The sequence below is a fragment of the Xanthomonas sp. NCPPB 3218 genome, from assembly GCF_056725185.1.
Map to the genome: position 1 here is coordinate 1,001,731 of NZ_CM161516.1, position 19,478 is coordinate 1,021,208.

13 protein-coding genes and 1 pseudogene are annotated in these 19,478 nt (G+C 66.2%); 9 read left to right on the forward strand and 5 right to left on the reverse strand.

Going from position 1 to position 19,478, the window contains the following annotated elements; all coding sequences use genetic code 11:
• The first annotated feature begins 302 nt into the window (after window positions 1-302).
• The gene (locus tag AC1PLS_RS04250) at window positions 303-1,505 is read left to right on the forward strand and encodes an OmpA family protein (RefSeq protein WP_481104245.1); all 1,203 of its coding nucleotides are present in this window, start codon (window positions 303-305) and stop codon (window positions 1,503-1,505) included.
• A 533-nt stretch (window positions 1,506-2,038) separates the two neighbouring features.
• Entirely contained in the window at window positions 2,039-3,412 is a 1,374-nt protein-coding gene (locus tag AC1PLS_RS04255; protein WP_439654998.1) for a histidine-type phosphatase, read from the forward strand.
• A gap of 691 nt (window positions 3,413-4,103) precedes the next feature.
• Here the strand turns inward: AC1PLS_RS04255 and metK are convergent.
• Window positions 4,104-5,315 (reverse strand): methionine adenosyltransferase, encoded by a 1,212-nt coding sequence (gene metK / locus AC1PLS_RS04260; RefSeq protein WP_184432058.1) that lies wholly within the window; start codon window positions 5,313-5,315, stop codon window positions 4,104-4,106.
• A 448-nt stretch (window positions 5,316-5,763) separates the two neighbouring features.
• On the opposite strand from metK, the pseudogene AC1PLS_RS04265 reads away from it, so the two are divergent.
• Window positions 5,764-6,571: pseudogene (locus AC1PLS_RS04265) on the forward strand (UDP-2,3-diacylglucosamine diphosphatase).
• Between the two features lie 233 nt (window positions 6,572-6,804).
• A complete protein-coding gene (locus AC1PLS_RS04270) occupies window positions 6,805-7,893 on the forward strand; it encodes a metal-dependent hydrolase (RefSeq protein ID WP_481104246.1) in 1,089 nt (362 codons plus the stop codon).
• Window positions 7,894-7,953: 60 nt separating this feature from the next.
• On the opposite strand, the gene AC1PLS_RS04275 is transcribed toward AC1PLS_RS04270, so the two are convergent.
• From AC1PLS_RS04275 to AC1PLS_RS04290, 4 genes are all read right to left on the reverse strand, one after another.
• Window positions 7,954-8,781, reverse strand: a complete 828-nt coding sequence (locus AC1PLS_RS04275) for a class I SAM-dependent methyltransferase (protein WP_047128151.1) — start codon at window positions 8,779-8,781, stop codon at window positions 7,954-7,956.
• 28 nt (window positions 8,782-8,809) lie between these two features.
• Window positions 8,810-9,808 carry a tRNA dihydrouridine synthase DusB gene (gene dusB / locus AC1PLS_RS04280; RefSeq protein ID WP_016903835.1) on the reverse strand — a complete coding sequence of 333 codons (999 nt, stop codon included), beginning with the start codon at window positions 9,806-9,808 and terminating at the stop codon, window positions 8,810-8,812.
• 434 nt (window positions 9,809-10,242) lie between these two features.
• Window positions 10,243-11,199 carry a ribokinase gene (locus AC1PLS_RS04285; protein ID WP_481104247.1) on the reverse strand — a complete coding sequence of 319 codons (957 nt, stop codon included), beginning with the start codon at window positions 11,197-11,199 and terminating at the stop codon, window positions 10,243-10,245.
• 78 nt (window positions 11,200-11,277) lie between these two features.
• Entirely contained in the window at window positions 11,278-12,576 is a 1,299-nt protein-coding gene (locus AC1PLS_RS04290; protein WP_016903833.1) for a NupC/NupG family nucleoside CNT transporter, read from the reverse strand.
• A 1,345-nt stretch (window positions 12,577-13,921) separates the two neighbouring features.
• Here AC1PLS_RS04290 and AC1PLS_RS04295 point away from each other — a divergent pair.
• From AC1PLS_RS04295 to AC1PLS_RS04315, 5 genes are all read left to right on the forward strand, one after another.
• A complete protein-coding gene (locus AC1PLS_RS04295; RefSeq protein WP_047128154.1) occupies window positions 13,922-14,890 on the forward strand; it encodes a potassium channel beta subunit family protein in 969 nt (322 codons plus the stop codon).
• 332 nt (window positions 14,891-15,222) lie between these two features.
• Window positions 15,223-15,462 (forward strand): hemin uptake protein HemP, encoded by a 240-nt coding sequence (hemP, locus tag AC1PLS_RS04300; protein WP_024938306.1) that lies wholly within the window; start codon window positions 15,223-15,225, stop codon window positions 15,460-15,462.
• 156 nt (window positions 15,463-15,618) lie between these two features.
• Window positions 15,619-17,850 (forward strand): TonB-dependent hemoglobin/transferrin/lactoferrin family receptor, encoded by a 2,232-nt coding sequence (locus tag AC1PLS_RS04305; RefSeq protein WP_184381316.1) that lies wholly within the window; start codon window positions 15,619-15,621, stop codon window positions 17,848-17,850.
• A 5-nt stretch (window positions 17,851-17,855) separates the two neighbouring features.
• The gene (locus AC1PLS_RS04310; RefSeq protein ID WP_184381317.1) at window positions 17,856-18,488 is read left to right on the forward strand and encodes a ChuX/HutX family heme-like substrate-binding protein; all 633 of its coding nucleotides are present in this window, start codon (window positions 17,856-17,858) and stop codon (window positions 18,486-18,488) included.
• Window positions 18,489-18,515: 27 nt separating this feature from the next.
• Window positions 18,516-19,439: a DUF6607 family protein gene (locus AC1PLS_RS04315; protein WP_184381318.1), complete on the forward strand. Its 924-nt coding sequence runs from the start codon at window positions 18,516-18,518 to the stop codon at window positions 19,437-19,439.
• Window positions 19,440-19,478: the final 39 nt, after the last annotated feature.

Consider the following 19,478-nt stretch of genomic DNA (forward strand, 5'->3'; position numbering starts at 1 on the left):
GTGTGGCTACTAGTCACGCACCGCGGGGTGTGGAGTTTGTCCGCTGCCGATGCGCACCATTGTCCGGTACGCGTCCCGGCGTTGCGATCGCTCACGCCTGGGCCGGCAAACCTGGGCAACACGCGGTCATCCGGTGGGTGCGGACGACGCGCAGGAGGTGGAGTGCACGAGCATGCCGATCCCGGCACCGACCGCACTGCCTGACGGTCGCGCAGTCGTTGCGTTGGCCACGTTTAGCGCGTTGTTTACCTGGCCCGTGCTATCAGGCGGTTCTCGAACACGCTCGAACCAGGGAAGACGCAATGCGCAAGACGCTGTCGGCAGTGATCTGGGTGCCCTTGCTGCTGGCCGGTTGCGGCCGCGGCGAAGGTCAACGCGAGGCAGCCGACCCTGTGGGTGCCACGCCGCCGGCAGCGCAGACCGCAGCGCCTCCATCTGCATCGCCACCGGTCGCCGATGAAGCGGTGCCCGAGTTGCCGGCCATCCCGTCGATCGTGGTGCCGGAGATTGCTGGCGTGACCCCGGCGCAGCGCGCACTGGAGGCCTCGCTGCAGGACATTCTCGACCCGATCGAAGGCGTCAGCGTGACGCCGGCACGTTGCGGCGATGGCGGCAGCCTGATCAACGACGCCGGTATCACCAGTGTCGATGCCAACGGCAATCTGCTGCGCAACGGCGACGGCGGGCTATTCGACCTCAAGGCCGATGGCAGCGGTACCGCCAACTTCGACGGCGGCCTGATCCGCGTCAATGCCGATGGCAGCGGCACCATCAATGCCAGCGGCGCCGGGGGCGACGACGCGATCATCCAGGTCCAGGCCAGCGGCGCCGGCACCTACAACGGCCCGGCCGGCCTGATCAGTCTGGATGGCAAGGGGGCAGGCACCTGGAACAGCGACAAGAGTGGCTTGGTCGACAACCACGGCGATGGCAGCGGTACCTGGAACGGCCCGCGCGGTCTGATCACCATTAACGCCGACGGCTCGGGAACCTGGAACGGCCCGGACGGGCTGGTGCAGAACCGCGGCAATGGCACCGGCACCGTCGGTACCCCGCCGCGCGAAGTGCGCATGCCGCCGCTGCCGAAGGTGCCGCCGGCCGGGCGCTTCCCGCTGCTGCAGAAGTTCGCACTTCCCGGCGCACCGTGCGGCTATCTAATCACCTTGAACGAGCGCATCCTGTTCGACTTCGACAAGGCCGAAATCCGCCCCGACGCCGCGCGCGTACTCGACGTGCTGGCGGCCGCACTCGGCAAGGTCAGCGCCAAGGACATGGAGGTTCGCGGGCATACCGATACCAAGGGCAGCGACGCCTATAACCAGGCGCTGTCCGAGCGCCGCGCCGAGGCGGTGCTGGCCGCATTACGCACCCGCGGTGCCGCGCAGTCGGCCGGCGCAAAAGGCTATGGCGAATCGCAACCGGTGGCACCCAATACGCTGGATGGGCAGGACAACCCCGGCGGGCGACAACTCAACCGACGCGTGGAAATCTTCCTGCGCACCTGAGTGGGCCGATCTGCACGCATACAGTCGCAGGACTATGACGATCCCCGACAGCTGGCGCGCCGCGCATGCGGTTGGGGCATTTGTGTCGATGGGCAGATGCCGGCCCATCATGTCAGTGCGCCGCTGCCTCGTGCAGTGCGTCCTGAGGGTCGGTGCGCGGGGGATCTGCTCAAAGCGGCGCACCATGCGGTGAGTTGCAGGTGGAAAAGACTGATGCCGCACTTCGAGCGGCCAACACACCGACTGCGCCGCCGGCATGCGGGGCGGCCGTGCTCGGAAGCATCACGGACCACTCGTACATTTCGATTCTGGGCGCGCGTCCGCACCTACCTGACGACCGTCAGCGTTCTTGTGTTGGCCGCTCTGGTACCGCAACCGTGCGACTGCTTCGGAGCATTCATCGCCGCGTGGTGGCTACCCGGACATGTTGGATAAGTTCCGCCAGGTGTCGTCTGCCTTGCACATTGGCCCGGTAAATTCCGCGATGAACAACGGGATGACTGACAGGTATGGGTTCCAGGCAAGCGAAGAAAATGGGGCAGGGCGGTGAACAGACGCCTGCAGGCGATGACGGCAACGACGCGATGGGGATCGCGTCGTTGCCGTCGTGCGGGATCAATGCGCCGTTGCACGCAGGTGCCAGGCAACGTCCGACGACAGCGCTGCGGCCGCGATGGCGGATGCCGGCACTCGCACTCGGCGCGCTGTTGCTGATCGGCTGCACGCCGCGTCCGCCCGGGCCGCCGGCAATCGCGCAGACTGCACAACTGGAACGTGTGGTCGCTGTCTTCCGGCACGGCGTGCGCGCACCGCTGCAGGGCGAAGCCGCCGCAGCGCACTATGCCAACGCGCCATGGCCGCAATGGTCCACGCCGGCCAGCCTGCTGACGCCGCACGGGCGCATCGGCGTGCAGTTGAGCGGTGACTATCTGCGTCAATGGCTGGCGCAGCAGGGCGTGCTGCCGCGTAGCGGATGCCCGGCAGCAGGCAGCGTCTCGGTCTGGGCCAATACCGATCAGCGCACCATCGACAGCGGCGCCTTGCTGGCCGAGGCGCTGGCACCAGGCTGCGGGATCGTCGCCGCACATCGCCCGGCCGGCAGCAACGATCCGTTGTTCCGCCCGATCGAAGCCGGCGCGGTGCCGTTCGATGGCACGGCGGCGGTTGCGGCGATCGAAAGGCAAACCGGTGGCCCCGCCGCATTGCTGCGAGGGCACGCAGCCGAGTTGCAGGCAATGCAGCAGATCCTGGGTTGCACGCGCACGCCCTGCGACTTCGCGCAGATGCCGTCCACGCTGGCACCGTCGGCCAACGGGCGCGGCCTGGCCCTGGGTGGGCCGATCGACCTGACCTCCGGCACCGGCGAGGTGTTGCTGCTGCAATACGCCGAAGGCCTGCCGCTGTCGCAGGTTGGCTGGGGCCGCGCCACACCCGAGCGGCTGGCGCAGGTCTCGCGCCTGCACGCCTTGTTGTTCGACATCTACGCGCGCCCGCATTACATGGCCTCACGTTCGGGCGCACCGCTGGCGCGCGAAGTGCTGCAGCGCTTCGGCGATATGCAGGCGCCAAAGGTCTCGGTCTTCGTTGGCAGCGATACGCATATCGCTGCCTTGAGCGGTTTGCTGGGCGTGCACTTTCATCTCCCCGGCTACGGTGCCGACGATCCGCCGCCGGGCGGCGCGTTGCTGCTGGAGCTATGGCGCGAACCGAATGGGCAGCAGGTGGTGCATGCGCGGTATCTTGCGCAATCGCTGGATCAACTGCGGACGCTGGCCCCATTGGATCTAGCGCACCCGCCGTTGCAGCAGGAACTGGCCTTGGGTCTATGCACGGACGAGCAACGGATGGCGTGTCCGTTGAAGGCGTTCGCTCAGGCGTTGGAGCAACAGTTGCAACGTGAGCCTTGAACGCAATGCCGGGGCTGCGATGTGCAGGCACCTTCAGCTCATCGAAGCATCCGCATGGAACCAATGGAACAAGATCCAGGCCACGACCAGTCAACCGAAGGCCGCTTTTCTCTCAGTTGCCGACAATGATCGGTGGTGCTTGCGCGGGTGCCGGCGTGGGACCTTGAGCGGCATGGATGCCGCGCCAGAGCCTACATGGACGTACTTGCGGCGTGTCCCACACCGGTACGCGCGCAAGCGCCCGCAGTAGACCGAAGCAGTCGCATGAAAACGCCAGATGTCGTGCGCAAGATCGATCGATGCGCGGAGTCGGCCGGCAGCGCGGCGGCGCACCCGGTGTCGGGACACGCCGTAAATCCGCCCCTGGAGGCCCGGTGGCAGCGTCCATGCCGCCACACGGCCCCGCGCTCCCAGTATTGCCACTGCTGATCGGCAGACACTACGCGTGCAAGCGCCTTCAGTGGCCGAAGCCCTCAGTAACAAAGCATCAGTGACCGGAGCATTCGCACAACCCCACTAGACGTCCAACACGGAGATTCGTCAGCAAGCGGTGGCTGCATCAAAAAACCGGACACGCAGTGAATCTATCCGTGGTGCTCCGTTGGACGCATCCATTCCACCAAAACGCACATGGGCCGCATCAGCGGCCCATGTGCAATTCACTATATTCGCTCCCGCAGGAGCAGCTGGCTTACTTCAGCTTTGCGTCGGCGCGCAGGGCATCGGCGCGGTCGGTCTTTTCCCACGAGAACGCGGTGGCGGTGTGCTGCGCGCCGGTTGCGTCGGTGTAGGAGAAGTCCTTCGGCTTGCGGCCGAAGTGACCGTAGGACGCAGTCTGCTGATACATCGGGTGGATCAGGTCGAGCATCTGGATGATGCCGAACGGACGCAGGTCGAAGTGCTTGCGGATCAGCTTTTCGATCTGCTCGTCGGCGATCCTGCCGGTGCCGAAGGTGGTGACCGAAATCGAGGTCGGCTCGGCCACGCCGATGGCGTAGGAGACCTGCACTTCGCAACGGTCGGCCAGGCCGGCAGCCACCACGTTCTTGGCCACATAGCGCGCGGCGTAGGCTGCCGAGCGATCGACCTTGGACGGATCCTTGCCGGAGAACGCACCGCCACCGTGACGCGCCCAGCCGCCGTAGGTGTCGACGATGATCTTGCGGCCGGTCAGGCCGCAATCGCCCACCGGCCCGCCGATCACGAACTTGCCGGTCGGGTTGATGTGGAACTTGGTGCCCTTGTGCAGCCACTTGGCCGGCAGCACCGGCTTGAGGATTTCCTCGCGCACGGCCTCGACCAGATCCTTCTGCTTGATGCCAGGATCGTGCTGGGTCGACAGCACCACCGCGTCGATCGCGGTCGCAACGCCGTCTTCGTAGCGCAGGGTGACCTGCGACTTGGCGTCCGGACGCAGCCACGACAGCGCCGAGTTCTTCTTCTTGCGGATCTTGGCCTGCTGCTCGACCAGGCGGTGCGCCAGATGGATCGCGGCCGGCATGTGGCTGTCGGTCTCGTTGGTCGCGTAGCCGAACATCAGGCCCTGGTCGCCGGCGCCCTGCTGTTCCGGGTTCTTGCGATCCACGCCCTGGTTGATGTCCGGCGACTGCTTGCCGATCAGGTTGAGCACGCCACAGGTCTCGCCGTCGAAGCCGACGTCGGAGCTGTTGTAGCCGATGTCCAGAATGACCTTGCGGGTCAACGCTTCCAGGTCGATCCAGGCACTGGTGGTCACTTCGCCGGCAACGATCGCCACGCCCGTCTTGACCATCGTCTCGCACGCCACGCGGGCGCGCTTGTCCTGGGCCAGAATGGCATCCAGCACTGCGTCGGAGATCTGGTCGGCGATCTTGTCCGGATGGCCTTCGGAGACCGATTCGGAGGTGAACAGGTAGCTGGACATCAGGCTTATATCCCTTGATTCGGATGAAAAGATGGGTGCGGATGATACACCGTCCGACAACCCTGTGCATTGTGCGCCTGAACAGCCCGCTGTGGCGTTAAACCCGTGTCGTGGCGGGGGTTTGCACGGTCATCCGGGTGTCGTCAGCTTGCCATGCAGCGGTCGTACTGACCGGTCAGCATGCGCGCGTGCCTGGCGGCATGGCTGCGTGCAGCCACGCCGCTGGAGGGGAATGCGCGATGTCGCTGGACAGCGTGCCGGGGCGAGGGGCGCATGGCTGCCATGGCGACCACGCGCCGGGATGCGGGCGTCCGATTGCAGTGCTACGCCGCGGCTTGCTGCGGGGCGCATCTGTGTCAGCGCGCTGCCGATGCCTGCGGGCTGCGCACGCAGCCTGCCTGCGCAGCGCCCGATCGCGGCCGACATTTTTTGCCATGGAGATGTCCGCATGCACGTGTCCACATTGCACCCTCCCGTCCGCGCCCTGTTCCTGTCCGACCTGCACCTGGGCTCGCGGCACTGCCATGCCGCCGAGATCGCCGCGTTCATCGGCCGCCAGCGTTGCCAGACCCTGTATCTGGTCGGCGACATCATCGACCCTGTGGTGGATGTCGCAGCGGCGCGCGGTCTGGGATGCGGCGCATCAGCAGGTGATCGCCGCCCTGCATGCGCAGGCCAGGCGCGGCACCGAGATCATCTACGTGCCCGGCAACCACGACCGTGCCATCCGCCGCTTCTGTGGTCTGGTAATGCCGGCCATGCAGGTGCGCCGACGCAGCGTCCACACCTTGCTGGACGGGCGCCGGCTGCTGGTCACCCACGGCGACGATTACGACGCGCAAACCCATTTCGGCGGCTTGCAGGAACGATTTGGCGACTGGCTCTATTACCGCATCCTCACCGGCAATCAGCTGACCAATCGTCTGCGGCGGCGCCTGGGCATGCGCTACTGGTCGCTGGCCGAGTTTCTCAAGCGCCGCAGCGGTGCGGCCGAGCGCTACATCGGCCGCTTCGTGGCGGCCGGCCTGGCCGATGTGGTGCGCCGCGATCTGGATGGCATCGTCTGTGGGCACATCCATCGCGCCGCACTGCGCATGCAGGCCGGCCATCTCTACGCCAACACCGGCGACTGGGTGGAGAGCCTGACGGCGCTGCGCGAGACACAGTCCGGCGCACTGCAACTGGTCAACCATCACGGCGACGTGCTGGCCGAGCTGGCGCCGCAACCTCATGCCGCGCAGCAGCGCGCGGCGTGAGGTTGACCAGGCGCAGCAGCTGCCGGCAGACCGTAGCTGCCGGTATGTGCCATCGGACGTGCGCGGCGTGCAGCGTTCGCTGTCCTGGTGCAAGGACTGCGGACGGCGCCTGCAGCGCCGTTTTCGACCGCGAGCCGCAGCGCGATGCGAGCACTGCGGCTGCTGGCTGACTGCCGGCCGGCCGGAACGCATGTGATGGCACTGGACGATGCCCGTCCTGCTAGCATCGGCCGATGGATTCATTGACCCAGATCGTTCTTGGTGGCGCCGTCGCTGCCGCCATCGCACCGGCCGGACAGCGCCGTGCAGCCCTGTTGGCCGGCGCCGCACTGGGCACCTTGCCCGATCTCGATGCGCTGGTATTGCTGCCGCTGACCGACGATCCGGTCACGCTGATGACGGTGCATCGCAGCGCCAGCCATTCGCTGTTCGTGCTGCTGTTGTTGGGCTGGCTGATCTGGTGGATGTTTCGCCGTTACGGCAACGGGCGCGTGGCCACTGCGCCCAAGCGTTGGTTCTGGGCGATCCAGTTGGCGTTGATCACGCATCCGCTGCTGGATGCCTTCACCGTCTACGGGACCCAGCTGTGGTGGCCGCTGCAGCCGCATCCGGCAATGTGGTCCAGCGTCTTCATCATCGATCCGGCCTACACGCTATGGCTGTTGCTGGCCTGCGCGGTGGCATGGTTTGCGCGCGCGCGGCCGCTCGCGCAGCACGCGCTGGTGATCGGGCTGGCGCTCAGCTCCGCCTACCTGGGCTGGTCGTTGCTGGCCAAGCACCTGGTCGACCAGGAAGCGGACCGTGCGCTGGCCGCGCTCGGCTTGAAGGATGCGCCGCGCTTCTCGGTGCCGATGCCGCTCAACACCTTGCTGTGGCGCGTGGTGGCGATGACGCCCAACGGTTATGTGATCGGCGAACGCTCGCTGGTGGCCGACAAGGGCCCGATGCAGTTTCGCGGCTATTCCAGCAACACCCAGACCCTGGGCGAGGTGGCCGGTTTCGACGCGGTGCGCCGGTTGACCTGGTTCAATCGCGGCTTCATGCGCGCACGCCTGGTCGATGACGAGCTGATGCTCAGCGACCTGCGCATGGGTCTGGAGCCGGACTACAACTTCAACTTCGTGGTGGCGCATCGCCAAGACGGGCAGTGGCAACCGATTACGCCGCGACAGATCCAGGCCGCCTACCGCGCGCCGGTGGCGCGCGATCAGATCGGCGAGGTGCTGGCGCAGATGTGGCGCCGTATCTGGCACGAGCCCGCCGGCACGGTGCTGACCGGCGACCTGGAACACGCCGCCACGCCTGCTCCGGCAGCTCGGTAGGCCTGCTTGGCGGGGGGCGCTCGGCAACGCGGACGTAGTAAGCCCGAGCAGCCCGCCGGCTCAATACACTGTCGCGCGCGCCTGCACGAACGAGTAGAAGAACACCGCGTTCGGGTCGCTGTGCACCTGCGCCAGTTCGCGGCGCATGCCATCCACGGTGTCTGCGTTCACCGCACCGGCCTCGCGCAACTGGTCGGCCGCCGACAGCAGCACTTCTTCCCAGAACCCGATCATGGTCTTGCGCCGGCCCGGCTCGCGGTTGTCCAGATGCAGCGTCTTGATCTCGGTGTGCACATCGCGAAAGCCGCCGGCCAGCAGCAGGTTGCCCAGCTTGGCGCCGACGAACGGGTCGCCGCCCTGGTCGTGCTGGAAATCGTTGAAGGCCATCCAGTAGCGCCACAGATTGGGCGAATACGGATGCAGCAGGAACGAGGCGTTCATCACCTCGGTGACATACACCGGCGAGCCCGGCAGCAGCACACGCCGCACCTCGTTGAGCACGCGCGCAGGCGAGGGCACATGCTCCAGCACCCAGCACAGGAACGCCGCATCGAACTGACGCGCCTCGAACGGCAGATCGCTGGCATCGGCCTGCTGCAGCGTGTAGCGCTCGCGGCACCATGCCAGCCGTTCCAGATTGGCGCGTGCCGCGCCCAACTGCGCCTCGCTCAGATCCACACTGGTGACGTGCAGGTCGGGAAAGCGGCGCAGCAGGATTTCGGTCTGCGCGCCCACGCCGCTGCCCACTTCCAGCAGCCGGCGTGCGCCGCTGTAGTCGATCTGGTTGAACAGCGTGGCTTCCAGCAGGCGCGCCTGTTTGAGCAGGCGTGCCTGTTCGGTGGATGAAAACCCATGCAGATAGGTCGGGGTGTCGCTTGGTGCGGTCATGGCTGCAGCTCCAACAACGCAGGAAAACTCAGGCGGCAACCGACAGCGCTGGCGGCACGCCGGCGATCAATGCATCGAAATACGCGCGGGTCAGTTCCAGCTGCGCTTCCGGCGTTTCGGCGCGATTGACCACCGCACGGAAGTCGGCGCTCTGCGGGTGATCCTTGGCGTACCAGCCCAGATGCTTGCGCGCGATGCGCACGCCCTGCGGCTGCCCGTAGAACGCATGCAGTGCTTCCAGATGGCCGAGCAGGGTGTCGCGCACGAACGCCAACGACGGCGGCGGCAACAGCTCGCCGGTGGAAAGATAATGCGCCACTTCGCCGAAGATCCACGGGCGCCCCTGCGCGGCACGCCCGATCATCACCGCATCCACGCCGGTCTCGCGCAGCACCTGCGCCGCCTTCTGCGGCGAGTCGATATCGCCATTGGCGATCACCGGAATCTGCAGCGCCGCCTTGATCTGCGCAATCGTGGCGTACTCGGCCGTGCCGGTGTAATGCTGATCGCGGGTGCGCCCGTGCACGGCCAGCGCGGCGATCCCGCAATCCTGCGCGATGCGCGCGATGGTCGGGCCGTTGCGGTGATCGCAGTCCCATCCGGTGCGGATCTTCAGGGTCACCGGCACATCCACCGCCTGCACCACCGCGCTGAGGATGCGTGCCACCAGGTCTTCGTCGCGCATCAGCGCCGAGCCGGCCCAGGCATTGCAGACCTTCTTGGCCGGGCAGCCCATGTTGATGTCGATCAGCTGCGCACCGTGGTCGACGTTGTAGCGCGCCGCCTCGGCCAGTTGCTGCGGCTCGGTGCCGGCAATCTGCACGCTGACCGGATCCGGCTCGCCGGCATGATCCATGCGGTGCAGCGATTTGCGCGTGCCCCAGAAGCGTGGATCAGAGATGGTCATCTCCGACACCGCCAGCCCGGCGCCCAGCCGCTTGCACAGCAGCCGGAACGGCTTGTCGGTGACGCCGGCCATCGGGGCCAGGATCACTTTCGGGTCGATGGAGTAGGGGCCGATCTGCATGGTGGCATTGTAGCTGGGTGGGGGATTGGGGAATCGGGAATCGGGAATCGGGAATCGGGAGAGCGTTTTTCGGCCTTCGGTCTTGTGCGGTTGCTGTGCGGGTCGCGTGGCTAGTAGAGCGAGGGCAGCGGCGAGATTGCTGGCTGACCGTACCCTCACCCCAACTCCTCTCCCGTCGGGAGACGGTGTCGCGTCAGCGCCGGATGAGCGTACGGGTGCCCGACGCGGCATCACGCCGGGTCCTGCCGCCCAGACTGCTATCCGATGAAGAAGATCGAAGCTCCGGCGCAGCGGGTCTGGCAGCGTCCGTCGATGGACAGGCCTCGACATGCCGTTCGCGGATCGAAGCAGTCTCCTGTGTATGCCGACGCCTTGAACGCAAAAGGCGACCGCATCGCTGCGGTCGCCTTCGTTGTTTGCTTGAAGCGTGCGGATCACACGGCCGGTTCGGGCACCATGTGCGGCATCGAGGTGGCGGCGCCTTCCACTTCGGTGGAGCGCGCGGCGTAGCGGGTGGCAAAACGCACGTGGGTGACGAAGCTGGCAGTCGGCGCCTGCGCCAGCGAGGCTACCAGCGCGCCATTGAAGGCGTCGCCAGCGCCAGTGGTGTCCACCGTCTGCGCGCTTTCCGCGCCCACGCGGTAATGCGCGGCCGTGTCGCCGCGCAGCTGTTCTTCCGCATGCGAGATGAAGGCGCCCACCGATCCCAGCGTCACCACCACGGTACCGCCCGGCAGCAGCTTGCGGCACAGCGAATGCAGCGTGTTGCCGTCCAGCGCCGCCACATCGTCGGCATTGATGCGTTCGCCGACATGGCGGCCGAGCAGGGCCGCAAATTCGGTTTCGTTCGGCGTCAGCACGTCCGACAGCTTGAGCAGGCCGATCGAGGTCGGCGCATTGGCCGGTGCGGCGTTGAGCACGGTCAGCACGCCGCATTCGCGTGCCAGCGCCAGCGCCGACTCGATCGTCTCCGCCGGCGATTCCAGCTGCGCCAGCAACACGCCGGACGAGGCCACCAGCGCGCGCTGGTTGTCCACAAACGCTGCGCTCAGCACCGAGTTGGCACCGGCGCCGATCACGATGGTGTTGCGGCCGTGCGCATCGACATAGATGCCGCCGGTGCCGGTCGGCTCGTTGCTGGGCTCGGCGATCAACGCAAAGCCGTCGTGCGCAGCCAGCGAGCGCGCCAGCGCGCCGCCGGCGTCGTCGCCCAGCGCGCACAGGAAGTGCGTCCTGGCACCGGCACGTGCGGCCGCGACCGCCTGGTTGAAGCCCTTGCCACCCGGGCCGGTGCTGTAGCGACCGGCGATGGTGGCACCCGGCGCAGGCAGGACATCACAGCGCCACACGTGATCGACATTGAAGGACCCGACAACGACGACCGAACTCATAAATACCCTTGACTTGAATGACTGAATGAAACGTGGCGTGCGGTGATTAGACCGTCACGCCGATGAACCCGCGCCGCCTCAACCGAAATGCGAGAGCACGCCGGCAATGGTAGCGGTCATGAACGTGGCGATCGAACCGCCCAGCACTGCGCGCAGGCCGAATTTGGCCAGATCGTGACGGCGTTCCGGTGCCAGCCCGCCGATGCCACCGATCTGGATCGCAATCGAGCTGAAGTTGGCAAAGCCGCACAGCGCATACGTGGCAATCAGCCGACCTTCCGCGCTCAGGCCGACGCCCGGCACTTCGCCCTTCACGATACGCGACAGCTCGCTGTAGGCGACGAACTCGTTGATCACCACTTTCTGCCCGATCAGCGAACCGACCGTGGTCGCGTCCACCCACGGGGTGCCGATCACCCAGGCGATCGGCGCCAGCACGTAGCCGAAGATCGTCGACAGGTTGGTCGGCCGGCCCAGCAGTGCGGCGGCGCCGGTGATCTCGCCCAGCCAGGTCAGCGGTGCGTTGATCAAGGCGATCAGCGCAATGAAGGCCAGCAGCATCGCGCCGATGTTCAGCGCCAGGCGCAAGCCGTCGCCGGCACCGGCCGCCGCCGCATCGATGACGTTGCTGGTGGTCTTTTCCACTTCCATCTTGACCGTGCCGCGGGTCAGCGGGGTGCCGGTTTCCGGCACCAGCAGCTTGGCCACCACCAGGGTGGCGGGCGCGGCCATGATGCTGGCAGCGAGCAGATGCTTGGCATAGAACGCCTGCTGCGCGGGGTCGCTGCCACCGAGCATGCCGACATAGGCGGCCAGCACGCCGCCGGCGATATGCGCCATGCCGCCGATCATCATCGTCAGCAGCTCGGACTGGGTCATCTTGGGGATGTACGGACGCACCGTCAGCGGCGCTTCGGTCTGGCCGATGAACACGCTGGCGCACACGCTGGTGGTTTCGGCACCGGACACGCGCATCACCTTGGTGATTGCCCACGCCATCGCGCGGACCACCACCTGCATCACGCCCAGGTGGTAGAGCACGCCCATCAGCGCCGAGAAGAAAATGATGGTGGGCAGCACCTGGAACGCAAAGATGAAGCCGTAGCTGTCGATGTTCATCAGGTTGCCGAAAATGAAGGTGGACCCCTCATTGACGAAGCTCAGCACCTTGACGAAGCCCTTGCCCAGCGAGTCGAACACGTCGCGTCCGCCCGGCACCAGCAGCACCAGCGCGGCGAACGAAATCTGCAGCGCCAGACCGGTGGCGACCAGCCTCCAGTCGATCGCGCGGCGGTTGCTCGAAAACAGCCAGGTGATGCCGATGAGCACCGCCAGACCGAACAGGCCGAAACCGATCCTTCCCAAACCTTCGACCATTCCAATCCCCGGGGCTGCTGACGGCAAAACGAGAAGCCTAGAGCAGGGGGTGACCGTGGGCAAGGCGAGCAGCATTCAGGGCCCGCTCGTTGGCCTGCAGGCGAGCCAGGGCGGGCGCGGGCAGTTGCCTGCGCGCGGGCGAGCGAGCCGCGCTTGCGCAAGGTCATGGGGCGGGGGCGTCGATCCGCTGCCCGTGCGTCGCCCGAAAAGACCGCACCCCGAAGCACGGTCACCCGACCGGATGCCGCTTTTCCTTTCAGCCGTCGACGAAAACCGGTGCTGCCTGCGCGCGTACCGGCATGGAACCTGGAGCGGTATGGATGCCGCGCCAGAGCCCACACGGACATACTTGCGGCGGCTCCCATGCCGATACGCGTGCAAGCGCCCGCAGCAGACCGAAGCATTCGCGTGGAACTCTAGATGTCGTGCACAGGATTGACCGGTGCGCGGAGGCGGTCGGCAGCGCGGCGCCGCATCCAGTGTCGGGACACGCCGTGAATCCGTCCCTGGAGGCTCGGTGGCGGCATCCATGCCGCCACACGGTCCCGCCCCCGGACGCGACACCACGCTTCCAACATTGCTATCGCTGATCGGCAAGCAATGCTTCAAGCAGGTGTTGATGCCGGCGGATTTTCCTGGCCGATGTAATCGGCAAACCATTTATCTGCTCACGTCTCCAGGATGGACGCTCCGAAGGACCTCCAGCCCACCAGGCCCTCCGCATTTCTTTCAGCAACCGATAACAACCGGTGGTGCTTGCGCGGGTGCCGGCGTGGGACCTTGAGCGGCATGGATGCCGCGCCAGAGCCTACATGGACGTACTTGCGGCGTGTCCCACGCCGGTACGCGTGCAAGCGCCCGCAGCAAACCGAAGCATTCACATCAAACTGGCAGACCACGTACGCGAGGCTGGTCGGCAGCGCGGCGCCGCATCCGGTGTCGGGACACGCCGTACATCCGTCCCTGGAGGCTCGGTGGCGGCATCCATGCCGCCACACGGTCCCGCCCCCGGACGCGACACCACACTCCCAGCATTGCTGCTGCTGATCGGCAAGCAATGCGTCAAGCAGGTGTTGATGCCTGCGGACTTCGTGGCCGATGTAATCGGCAAGCCATCCGTCTGTTGTCACGCCGCCAGGAATGGACGCCAGGAAGAACGTGCAGCTCATCTGGCTGTTCGCATTTCTTTCCGGAACCGATAGAACCGGTGGTACACGTGTGCTTACCGGCATGGGACCTTGAGCGGCATCGATGCCGCGCAACCCTGTCGCCCCGGCAGCACCACGTCCTACACTGCGCACGCCGATCCGGGGCAGGGCGCCGCGGAGGTTGCTGGAGTCTGCCAATGCAATACCGTCGTCTGGGGTCCACCGGGCTGCAACTGTCGGCCCTGTCGTTCGGGGCCTGGGTCACCTTCGGCAAGCAGATCGGGCGTAGCGAAGCGCGCAACCTGATTGCCGCCGCCTGGGACAACGGCATCAATTTCTTCGACAACGCCGAGGTCTACGCACGCGGCCGCGCCGAAGAGGTGATGGGCGATGTGATCGCCGACCTGCGCCTGCCGCGCGATGGTTACTGCGTGTCGAGCAAGGTGTTCTTCGGCGCGGTGGACAGCCCGCGTCCGACCCAGCGCGGACTCTCGCGCAAGCATGTCACCGACGCCTGCCATGCCGCGCTCAAGCGCCTGCGCGTGGACTATCTGGACCTGTACTTCTGCCACCGGCCCGATCCGGACACGCCGATCCGCGAAACCGTGCGCAGCATGGATGCCCTGATCCGCCAGGGCAAAGTGTTGTACTGGGGCACCTCCGAGTGGAGCGCCGAGCAGTTGCGCGAGGCCATCAGCATCGCCGAGCAGGAACACCTGCACGCTCCGGCGATGGAGCAGCCGCAGTACAACCTGCTGCACCGCGACCGGCTGGAGCGCGAATACGCGCCGCTATGCGAGGGCGGGCTGGGCACCACGATCTGGTCGCCGCTGGCCTCGGGCCTGCTGACCGGTAAGTACAACGCCGGCGTGGACGCGGACAGCCGCCTCGGCCAGCCGGGTAATCAATGGCTGCAGGACGAAGTGCTGGGCGCACCGGAAGCGCGCCGCCTGGAACGTGCCCGCGCGTTCTGCGCGTTGGCCGCCGAGCTGGGCCAGTCGCCCGCACGCCTGGCCATCGCCTGGTGCCTGCGCAACCCGCACGTGTCCACGGTGATCCTGGGGGCCAGCCGGGTCGCGCAGCTGGAAGAAAATCTCGGCGCGCTGGAGACCCTGACCCAGGTCGATGCAGACGGTTGGGCACGGGTGGAGGCGGCGACGCGCTGAGGAATGCCCCATGCGGTGGGCGCAAGTGCGGGACGGTTGGCTGCGACGCTTTTTTGTCGGGCGCTTCAAAACAAGCGAGAAGCCGCATCTGACCGGTCGTGCACGTCAGCCAACCTCTGCGGCGCAAGGTGCGTCATGCCAGTCGCGCTTTCGCTTGCCAGTGCGTGCCTTCCACCTGCGATGTAATCAGCAAGGCCAACGATCACCGTGCGTAAAACCGCTGGTGGAACCCGTGGCTAGATCCTTTCAATAGGCTCGGTGAATCGAAATCATTTAAACCATACAAAGGTCGTGTCAAGAAGATGAGAATGGCTCTTGATCATTAAATGAGAATGGTTATTATTTGTCTGGCCAACCGACTGGAGATCCAGATCATGACCGCTCATCCCGTGCTGCTCCGCTCCGAACCGGTCAACCTGCGCGACCGCGCTGCTCCGCGCGCCGTCCCCGCAGAAGACCTCATCAGCAGCGAGGCGCTGCTCAAAGGCCGTCGCGAAGTGCTGATCCAGCATGGCGACCGCGTCTATCGCCTGCGCCACACCAGCAACGACAAGCTCATCCTGACCAAGTAAGTTTTTACCCTCCGATTCCGCGCAGTGGCGCCGGGGATCGGGTTGTCTGCCGCGGGCGTTGCCGCCGCCGTCCGCGCATCCCACGCTCTTTCCCGGCGGCCGGTCGCGGCCTAGTCTGCAGCACACGCTGCCGGGAACTTCCCCCAAAGGTTCCCGATGATTCGCCTGCATCCGCTGGTGGTCGCGCTGTCGCTTGCGCTGCCCGCTCTTCCGTTGAGTGCCCACGCTGCCGACCTTGCCGCCAATGGTGACGCCGCGCGTGAGGTCCACGACTTCGACCGGTTGCAGGTGATCGCCACGCGCACCCAGCGTGCCCTGGTCGATGTGCCGAGCACCGTGGATGTGATCGATCGCGAACAACTGGACAACCAACTGGTGCGCGAGCTCAAGGATCTGTTCCGCTACACGCCCGGCGTGTCGGTGACCAGCACCAGCGGCCGCTTCACCGGCGCCAACGGCATCCGCATCCGCGGGCTGGACGGCAACCGTGTGGCGATCCTGGTCGACAACGTGCCGGTGTCGGACACCTTCAGTTTCGGCAGCTACCTCAACGCCAATCGCAACTTCGTCGATCTGGAAACGCTCAAGCGCGTCGAAGTGGTGCGCGGGCCGGCCAGCTCCCTGTACGGCTCCGACGCGCTGGGCGGCGTGGTGGCTTTCGTCACCAAGGATCCATCCGATTACCTGAGCGCCGACAAGCACAGTTATGTCGGCCTCAAGTTCGGCTACGAAGGCGACTGGAACGGCCTGTTCGCCGGTGCCACCGGCGCATTCGGCGGCGAGCGCTGGAGCGGCATGGTGGCTGTCAGCCATCGCCAGGGCCAGGAGGCACAGAACCAGGGCGACAACCGCAGCCGCGATTTCACCCGTACTGCGGCCAACCCGCAGCGCATCGATGGCCGCAGCGTGCTGGCCAAGCTGGTGTACGCGCCCAGCGCGCAGCAGCGCTTCAAGCTCACCGTGGAAGGCAACGAAGACTACGGCAGCATCGAGGCGTTGACCGGCATCGACCCGCGCGTGACCACGCCATCGCTGCGCATCCTGTCGCAGGACGGACGCGACCATCAGACCCGCGCGCGCGTTTCGCTGCGCCACGAGCTGGATGCATTGAATTGGGCACTGGCCGACGACCTGCAGTGGCAGCTGTATCGCCAGGACAGCGAGAGCCTGCAGCGTACCGACGAGCTACGCGGCAACAACACCCGCCGTCATAACGAACACAACTTCGATCAGCGCGTGTACGGCCTGCTGGTCAACGCGCACAAGACCATCGACACCGGCACGCTCAGCCACGACATCACCTATGGCCTGGACGGCACCTGGACCGACACCCGCGCCAAGCGCGATGGCTACTCGGTCAATCTGGCCAATGGCGCAATCACCAACCGCGTCGGTCAGGACGTGTTCCCGGTGCGCGATTTTCCCAAGAGCGAGACCACCAAGCTCGGGCTGTATGCGCAGGACGAGATCCGCCTGTTCGATGGCCAGCTGTCGCTGACGCCCGGGGTGCGCGTGGATTACTTCCGGCTGTCGCCGCAGGTGGACGACATCTTTCGCGAAGACAATCCCGGCGTTGCCGCCGAGACCATCGACGAGACCCAGGTGTCTCCCAAGTTCGGTGCGGTGTGGCGGTTTTCGGACGCGTGGTCGGCGTATGCCAATTACGCACACGGCTTCCGCGCGCCGCCGTACAACGACGTCAACATCGGCTTCACCAATCTGCAGGCGCGCTACACCGCCATCGCCAATCCGGATCTGAAATCGGAGACCAGCCGCGGTGGCGAACTCGGGCTGCGTTTCAATGATGCAGTCGGCTATCTGGGTGTCAGCGTGTACTACACCGACTACCGCAACTTCATCGAATCGTATGCGCCGGCCGGCTTCAATGCCGAAGGGCTGATGCTGTTCCAGTCGCGCAACGTTGACGATGTGGTGATCAAGGGTGCCGAAGCGCGCGGCGGAATCGATCTGGGCGCGCTGGCCGGCTGGCAGGGTTGGTCGCTCAATAGCGCCGTAGCGTATGCGGAAGGCGACAATCTCACCGACAACACCCCGCTCAACTCGGTCGACCCGCTGCGCGGCACGCTCGGCGTGGCCTTCGACAGCGATGCCTGGGGCGCGGAACTGATCGGCACCTTCGTCGCGCGCAAGCGTCGCCCGCAGCTGGACAGCTATTACACCCCGGCCGGCTACGCCACGCTGGACCTGTTGGGGCATTGGGAGTTCGCACCCGGTGCCAAGGTCACTGCAGGCATCTTCAATCTCGCCGACCGCCGCTATGTGGACTGGAATGCGCTGCCCAACGGCACGCTGGCCAGCAGCACGGTGATCGATCGCTTCACCGGCGCCGGGCGCACCGCCTCGGTCAGCCTGGCGGTGAGCTGGTAGCGGCCATGCCCATCGCCCGCCCGCTGCCGTCGTTGCCGCATGCACGTGCCACCCGCGCTGCGTTGCCGCGTCCGCAGCAGTTGGCGGCGTTGGGCACGGTGCTGTGCCTGTACCGGCCCGCATTGGGCAACGAACTGGATGGCTGGCAGCACGCGGTGGATGCGGCGGCGTGCCGGCAGGTCGACAGCGATGGCGTGCGTGAGAGCATCTGGTTCTTCGATGCCGAGGGGCAGTGCTGCTGGCGCATCTGCCTGCTGCCTGACAGCGATTTCCTGATCTGGGATCGCCTGGTCTCGCGGCTGCCACCGTTGCCGATGGAACCCCATGAGCTGGGCGTCGGCGAGCGGCTGTGGCGTCGTCTGGCCGGGCGTATGCGTGGGGAGGCGTGGCGATTGAGCGCACTGCGCCTGCAGGCGGCCGCCGCCCGCGAGCAACCGTTTGTCGCCAGCCTGGCAACCGTGTCGGCGCTGGGCGCGGAGGTTGCTGCACGCCTGGCGCGCGCAGAGGGCATCGACGGCCGCGTGGCGGTGGACGATTGCTGCTGCGCGCGCGCTGCCGCCTTGCGCACGGCCTCCGCCACATCCAGCAACAACAACCCATCCGGCATGACCACGTCGCTGGTGCGCCTGCGCCGCTGACGTCTCCCACCACTCCCGAGAGTTCCGATGAGCCGAACGTTTTCCCGTTGTATCGCACTGACGCTGAGCCTGTTGCCGTTGATTGCCGCCGCCGACGCCCAGCGCGATCGGCAGAGCATCCTGGCGATGCAGGGCGAATACGCGGTGGACTTTGCCTTTGACGAGACGGTGTTGCTCAAGCCCGGTTACGAGCGTGCATCGGCCATGCGCAGCGGCGCCAGCGAAGTGGTGATCGTGGTGGAGGATTCACCGCGCAAGCTGGTGTTGCAGCATCTGCTGGTCGACGAGAAGAGCAGGCATGTGACCAAGCATTGGCGGCAGGACTGGATCTACGAGGCGCCGCAGCGTTTCGAATTCAGCGCCGATCAGACCTGGACGGTGCATGCGCTGCCGCCGGCAGTCACCGCCGGCGCCTGGACCCAGTGCGTCTACGAGGTCAGCGACGCGCCGCGCTATTGCGGCACCGGTCGCTGGGACTATGCCGACGGCCATCCCACCTGGACCAGCGACCTGAGCTGGCGCCCGTTGCCGCGCCGCGAATACACCAAGCGCAGCGACTACAACGCGCTCGCGGTGATCAATCGCCACACGCTCACGCCCAACGGCTGGACCCACGAACAGTTCAACACCAAGGTGCTGCGCAAGCCCGACGGCAGCCAGGAAGCGATCGCGCGCGAGTTCGGTTTCAACGATTACCGCAAGACCACCGAGGTCGACTTCGCCCCGGCCTATGCGTACTGGAAGGGCACCCAGGGCTACTGGGCCAAGGTGCGCACGCGCTGGGCCAGGTTGCTCGATACGCCACCCGGCCTGCATCTGAAGACCAAGCCGGACGGCATGGCGATGATCATGCCGATGTTCCAGCAGGCCGAGGCGGTGCAGAGCGGCAAGCGGGTCAAGGACGCGCAGCTGGACGCGGTGTTCGCGCAGTGGGTCGAACCGGCGAATTAGCCACCCGCATGCCGTAGGAGCGCACCCGGGCGCGACGTG